The sequence below is a fragment of the Chloroflexota bacterium genome, from assembly GCA_020850535.1.
Taxonomy (GTDB): Bacteria; Chloroflexota; UBA6077; order UBA6077; family JACCZL01; genus JADZEM01.
On record JADZEM010000212.1, the window covers coordinates 1 to 3,705 of the forward strand.

Consider the following 3,705-nt stretch of genomic DNA (forward strand, 5'->3'; position numbering starts at 1 on the left):
CAACCGGCACGCGCACCCGCGCGGCCTCGACGATCTGGTCAAGCTCGCGATTGGCGGCGATGACCTGCGGAGCCAGCGCGCGGACCTGCCGAACGTCCCCCGCCAGGCCGGCGCGGATCAGCGAGTCCAAGAGGCTGTCGTGGTGCGGGTCCAGGCGGGCGTACTCGTCGTGGTGCTCCCGCGCGTAGACCAGCTCAGCGCTGGCGTCGAACGCCTCGCCCTCGATGGCCGTGAGCAGCCGCTGAACGGGCTGCGAAACGGCGGGCGGTGTGGTATCCTGGGTCTTGGTAGCGGTCACAGTCGCTCCTGCTATGCGCCGTCTGAGTTCGCAGCTCAGACGGCGCGCTTGTTTGTGGTGCGGCGCACGATCACCAGCGCCCGCCGCCGCTGCGCGGGACGCGTCGTGGGCGACGCCTGGACGAAGCCGGCGTCTCGGTGGATGCGGATGCTGCGGCCCACGCGGCGATGCTCCAGGCGCCCGCCGCTGATCGCCTCGTAGACCGACGAGCGCGGCAGCCGCAGCAACGCCGCAAACTCGTCCACTGACAGCCACTCGGCCGGCTGCTGCTCGGTCACGATGCCGCCGCCTCAATGAGTGGGGTGATACCCACAGCATCATGGGGAATTCCACACTCCTGCCCAACAAGCACCCGCACCTCGGGGAATGCTCGGCACGCTCCTTCGATCAGCTTTCGGCCGGCGGCCCGCTTGCCCTTCCGAACGTAGGACCAGTACGACCAGTCAACCCCCAAGGCGGCGGCGAACTGGCGGTCACTCTGGCCGCGCTGCGTCTGCACTTCGATCAGTCGTCCGACGAGTGGGCTGATGTCCACAATGGCCTCCGAAGTGATCATACGGCTAATGTGGACATGTGTCAACAGTCTAGAGGCTTTCGCACGACACCAATTTCGTGGATTGCTGCCCACGCGAGGGGGGCATTGGCTGTAGATTTGGCTGTACGGCCGGGCGGCTGACGAGTTGCCGAAATTGGTCCGGAATTGCCCGCCCACCCTATTGACGTTACACAGTCGATAGTGTATTATTTGGATGTGAGGGGCGAACGGCCCACGGAGCAGGAGGACAGGACGATGGCAGCGACGACGACCGAGCACGTGTACCTGACTGAGAGCGCGGACGGGCACCTGTACGTTTCCGAGTGCGTGGACCCGCCGGCTGCGAACTCCGAGGACTACGGCGACGCCGACGTGTACGAGAACTTCGAGGCCGCGTCCGCGAAGAAGATCCGCGTCAACTGCCACCTGGACGCGCCGGCCGGCTACAAGCACTGGGCCTGCGTATCGAAGTCCCCGACTCCCTGCCCGGTAACGATAGAGCCGCACTTCGGCTGCGACCACCAGGACGGCATCTGTCAGGAGACGCGCCGCTAACCACCGCGCAGCAGCAGGGGGCCACACGGCCCCCGTTCAGGAGGACACCGAGATGACGCACAAGACCGCTAAGGCCATCGCGAAGGACATCACGGGTATCGACGGTATGCGTGTCAACAGTTACATCCATCGCGATACTGGCGCGTGGTCGCTCGCCGTAACCGACACGCGGACTGGCGTGCAATTCGTCGTCAACACTCCCGAGGACTGGGCCGACCGTCGTAGCGACGCTGAAATTGACTGGGCAGGCATCGAATGACCACCACATCCGAAGCCGCGCGGCAACTCGCCGCGCTGCGCCCCCGCGCCACGTTCGTCTGCGAGGTCTGCGGCCACGAGTACGAAGCGTGGGTCAGGGACACGCAGCAGGCGCGAACGTGCAGCCCGTCGTGCCGCCAGAAGCTCTATCGGCAGCGCAAACGGCAGAGCGCCTGAACACACAGAAGAGCCCCGCCGTTGACCGTGGGTAAGTCGGTCAACGACGGGGCTCTTGCGCCTGTCTGCTGCGGTCAGTCTGCCATGAAGACCACGGCGTGTCCAGCGGCCAGCAGGTCGGCGTTCAGTTCCCTGCCGTCAGACCGTCGCCACACTCGCGCCAGCCAGCGGCCGAAGGCGTCGCCGCGTGCCGTTTGCACGATCAGCGGCCACTCTTGATCGGCAGGCACCAGTCCGAGCCACGACGTCACGTAGCCTGCGGCCGCCAGCCCGGCCGGTCGCGTGGCGCCCTTGAGTTCTGGCGTGTTGACGCCTAGCAGTCTCACCCGCTCTGTGCGGTGGGTGTGGAGCCCCTGGTCTATCGTCACGTCCAGCGTGTCGCCGTCGATGACGCGCTCACAGCGCGCACGGTAGGCCCAGATGTCTGGTGCGCTCACAGGTCCACCACCACGGCGCTGAATCCTCCGAGCCGCTGCCAGTCCTGCCGCGTCAGCGTCGTCTGTCCGAATCGGTCCCCACGAGCGGGGTTAGCCAAAATCAGCGTGTCCTCGTAACGCCCACGCACTGCCGACCAGTGGCCCAGATGCGGGCCGCCCCAGTTGCGGCCACCGATGGCAACCGGGGCTTTACCGGCCACGGCCAGTACGTCGTCAAACGTCGGCCCGCCCGGTCGGTCGAGCGTGTGCGCCTTGACGCCCCAGTGCTCTCGCAGCACTTCCACGATCCCCGCGCCTGACCCGTCCAGCAACCCGAGCGTCGGATTGACGTAGCGCGGGCTCATGGCGTCCTGCGCTTCCTCGGGAGTCACGTCGATGCCGATAGATCGGAGCATCCAGATCACCGAGGCTATCGAGCAGGTCCAGTCCTGCCGCTGGTAGTACGTCGGCGTCTCGGGGTCAAAACTTGACCGTGAGGCCGTGTTCAAGTTTTCGGTCGAATCTGCCCCAGATGTTAAGTAATCAGCCGCGACCCAGCCCGCTTGCCCGCCGACGTTGACCTGGCGCCACGCATGGTCAGTGAGCGGCACGGCCTCGGTGCCAGCCTTGAGCGTCGCCAGGATGCGGCTGTCCGTACCTGGGCCGGAGCGCAGCCGCACCCCGTCCTCAGTAATAATCAGGGCCGAAATCGGCTCTTCGGCGGCATGAGTAATATTATTACTGTTCGGCTCAGGCCAGCCCTCGCCGAGGATTACGTCAAGGTAGTGGCGCGTCTCGGCGTTCGTCGTCTCGCGGCGCCCGTCCCACTTCGCGACGTTGGCCGGCCCCCAGTTGTAACTGGCTAGCGCCTTTGCCCAGGAGCCGTAAATCCTGCGAAGGTCGGCCATCCACTTAGCCGCGTAGTCGAGGCTGGCGTAGGGATCGGTGGCGTCCACCCCGGGATGCCACCGAGGGATGATCTGCGCTATCCCGGTGGCGCCGCTCGATGCGTTGAAGGCATCAGGCCGAAACCCCGACTCCTGCTGAATCTGCTTGACAAACAGCGAGACGGGCACGCCGTAGTGGCGTGCCCGTTCGTCGGCGTAGGCTCGGAGCGCATCGCTCATTTACGCCGCTCCACATCGGCCACCAGCGCCGCGACGTGCCCAGAGGGCGGCCCGTAGGCCGGGTGCTCCAGGCGCCCCTGCTCGGCCAGCCAGCGCAGGAAATTGGCGTATGGCAGCCTGACGACTTTCTGCTCCTCCCTGAATTGGTGTAGCGCCGTGTCGTACTTGCCGATGGCCGGCATGGTCAGTCCTCCGCGCCGTCTTCGCCCAATTGGCGGAGCTTGGCAGACACGGCCACGAGCATCGGCAGGATCACCGGCACCAGCCATGCGTACTCCTGCGGGATCGGCACCGTTCCGCGCCCAACCTCCACGCACAGGGCGCCGATGCCGAGCGCCA

10 protein-coding genes are annotated in these 3,705 nt (G+C 66.1%); 3 read left to right on the forward strand and 7 right to left on the reverse strand.

Annotation, left to right across the window (positions count from 1 at the left end):
- From IT306_29450 to IT306_29460, 3 genes are all read right to left on the reverse strand, one after another.
- A partial coding sequence (locus IT306_29450) for a hypothetical protein (protein ID MCC7372576.1) occupies nucleotides 1–298 on the reverse strand: 298 nt, incomplete at its 3' end.
- A gap of 35 nt (nucleotides 299–333) precedes the next feature.
- Nucleotides 334–579 carry a helix-turn-helix domain-containing protein gene (locus tag IT306_29455; GenBank protein ID MCC7372577.1) on the reverse strand — a complete coding sequence of 82 codons (246 nt, stop codon included), beginning with the start codon at nucleotides 577–579 and terminating at the stop codon, nucleotides 334–336.
- Nucleotides 573–833 carry a hypothetical protein gene (locus IT306_29460; GenBank protein ID MCC7372578.1) on the reverse strand — a complete coding sequence of 87 codons (261 nt, stop codon included), beginning with the start codon at nucleotides 831–833 and terminating at the stop codon, nucleotides 573–575. Before IT306_29460 ends, IT306_29455 begins: the two co-directional genes overlap by 7 nt.
- Before the next feature lie 255 nt (nucleotides 834–1,088).
- Between IT306_29460 and IT306_29465 the strand changes: the two genes are divergently transcribed.
- The 3 genes from IT306_29465 to IT306_29475 are packed head-to-tail and all read left to right on the forward strand — an operon-like array spanning nucleotide 1,089 to nucleotide 1,823.
- A complete protein-coding gene (locus tag IT306_29465; GenBank protein ID MCC7372579.1) occupies nucleotides 1,089–1,388 on the forward strand; it encodes a hypothetical protein in 300 nt (99 codons plus the stop codon).
- A 52-nt stretch (nucleotides 1,389–1,440) separates the two neighbouring features.
- Nucleotides 1,441–1,647 carry a hypothetical protein gene (locus IT306_29470; GenBank protein MCC7372580.1) on the forward strand — a complete coding sequence of 69 codons (207 nt, stop codon included), beginning with the start codon at nucleotides 1,441–1,443 and terminating at the stop codon, nucleotides 1,645–1,647.
- On the forward strand, nucleotides 1,644–1,823 hold the full coding sequence (locus IT306_29475) for a hypothetical protein (GenBank protein ID MCC7372581.1): 180 nt from the start codon (nucleotides 1,644–1,646) through the stop codon (nucleotides 1,821–1,823). The genes IT306_29470 and IT306_29475 overlap by 4 nt, the downstream gene beginning before the upstream one ends.
- 74 nt (nucleotides 1,824–1,897) lie before the next feature.
- On the opposite strand, the gene IT306_29480 is transcribed toward IT306_29475, so the two are convergent.
- The 4 genes from IT306_29480 to IT306_29495 all read right to left on the reverse strand — a co-directional run.
- Nucleotides 1,898–2,260, reverse strand: a complete 363-nt coding sequence (locus IT306_29480; protein ID MCC7372582.1) for a thermonuclease family protein — start codon at nucleotides 2,258–2,260, stop codon at nucleotides 1,898–1,900.
- Nucleotides 2,257–3,366 carry a transglycosylase SLT domain-containing protein gene (locus IT306_29485; protein ID MCC7372583.1) on the reverse strand — a complete coding sequence of 370 codons (1,110 nt, stop codon included), beginning with the start codon at nucleotides 3,364–3,366 and terminating at the stop codon, nucleotides 2,257–2,259. Before IT306_29485 ends, IT306_29480 begins: the two co-directional genes overlap by 4 nt.
- Nucleotides 3,363–3,548, reverse strand: a complete 186-nt coding sequence (locus IT306_29490) for a hypothetical protein (protein MCC7372584.1) — start codon at nucleotides 3,546–3,548, stop codon at nucleotides 3,363–3,365. Before IT306_29490 ends, IT306_29485 begins: the two co-directional genes overlap by 4 nt.
- Nucleotides 3,549–3,550: 2 nt before the next feature.
- Nucleotides 3,551–3,705: hypothetical protein (locus IT306_29495; protein ID MCC7372585.1), on the reverse strand; the 155-nt coding region annotated here is incomplete at its 5' end.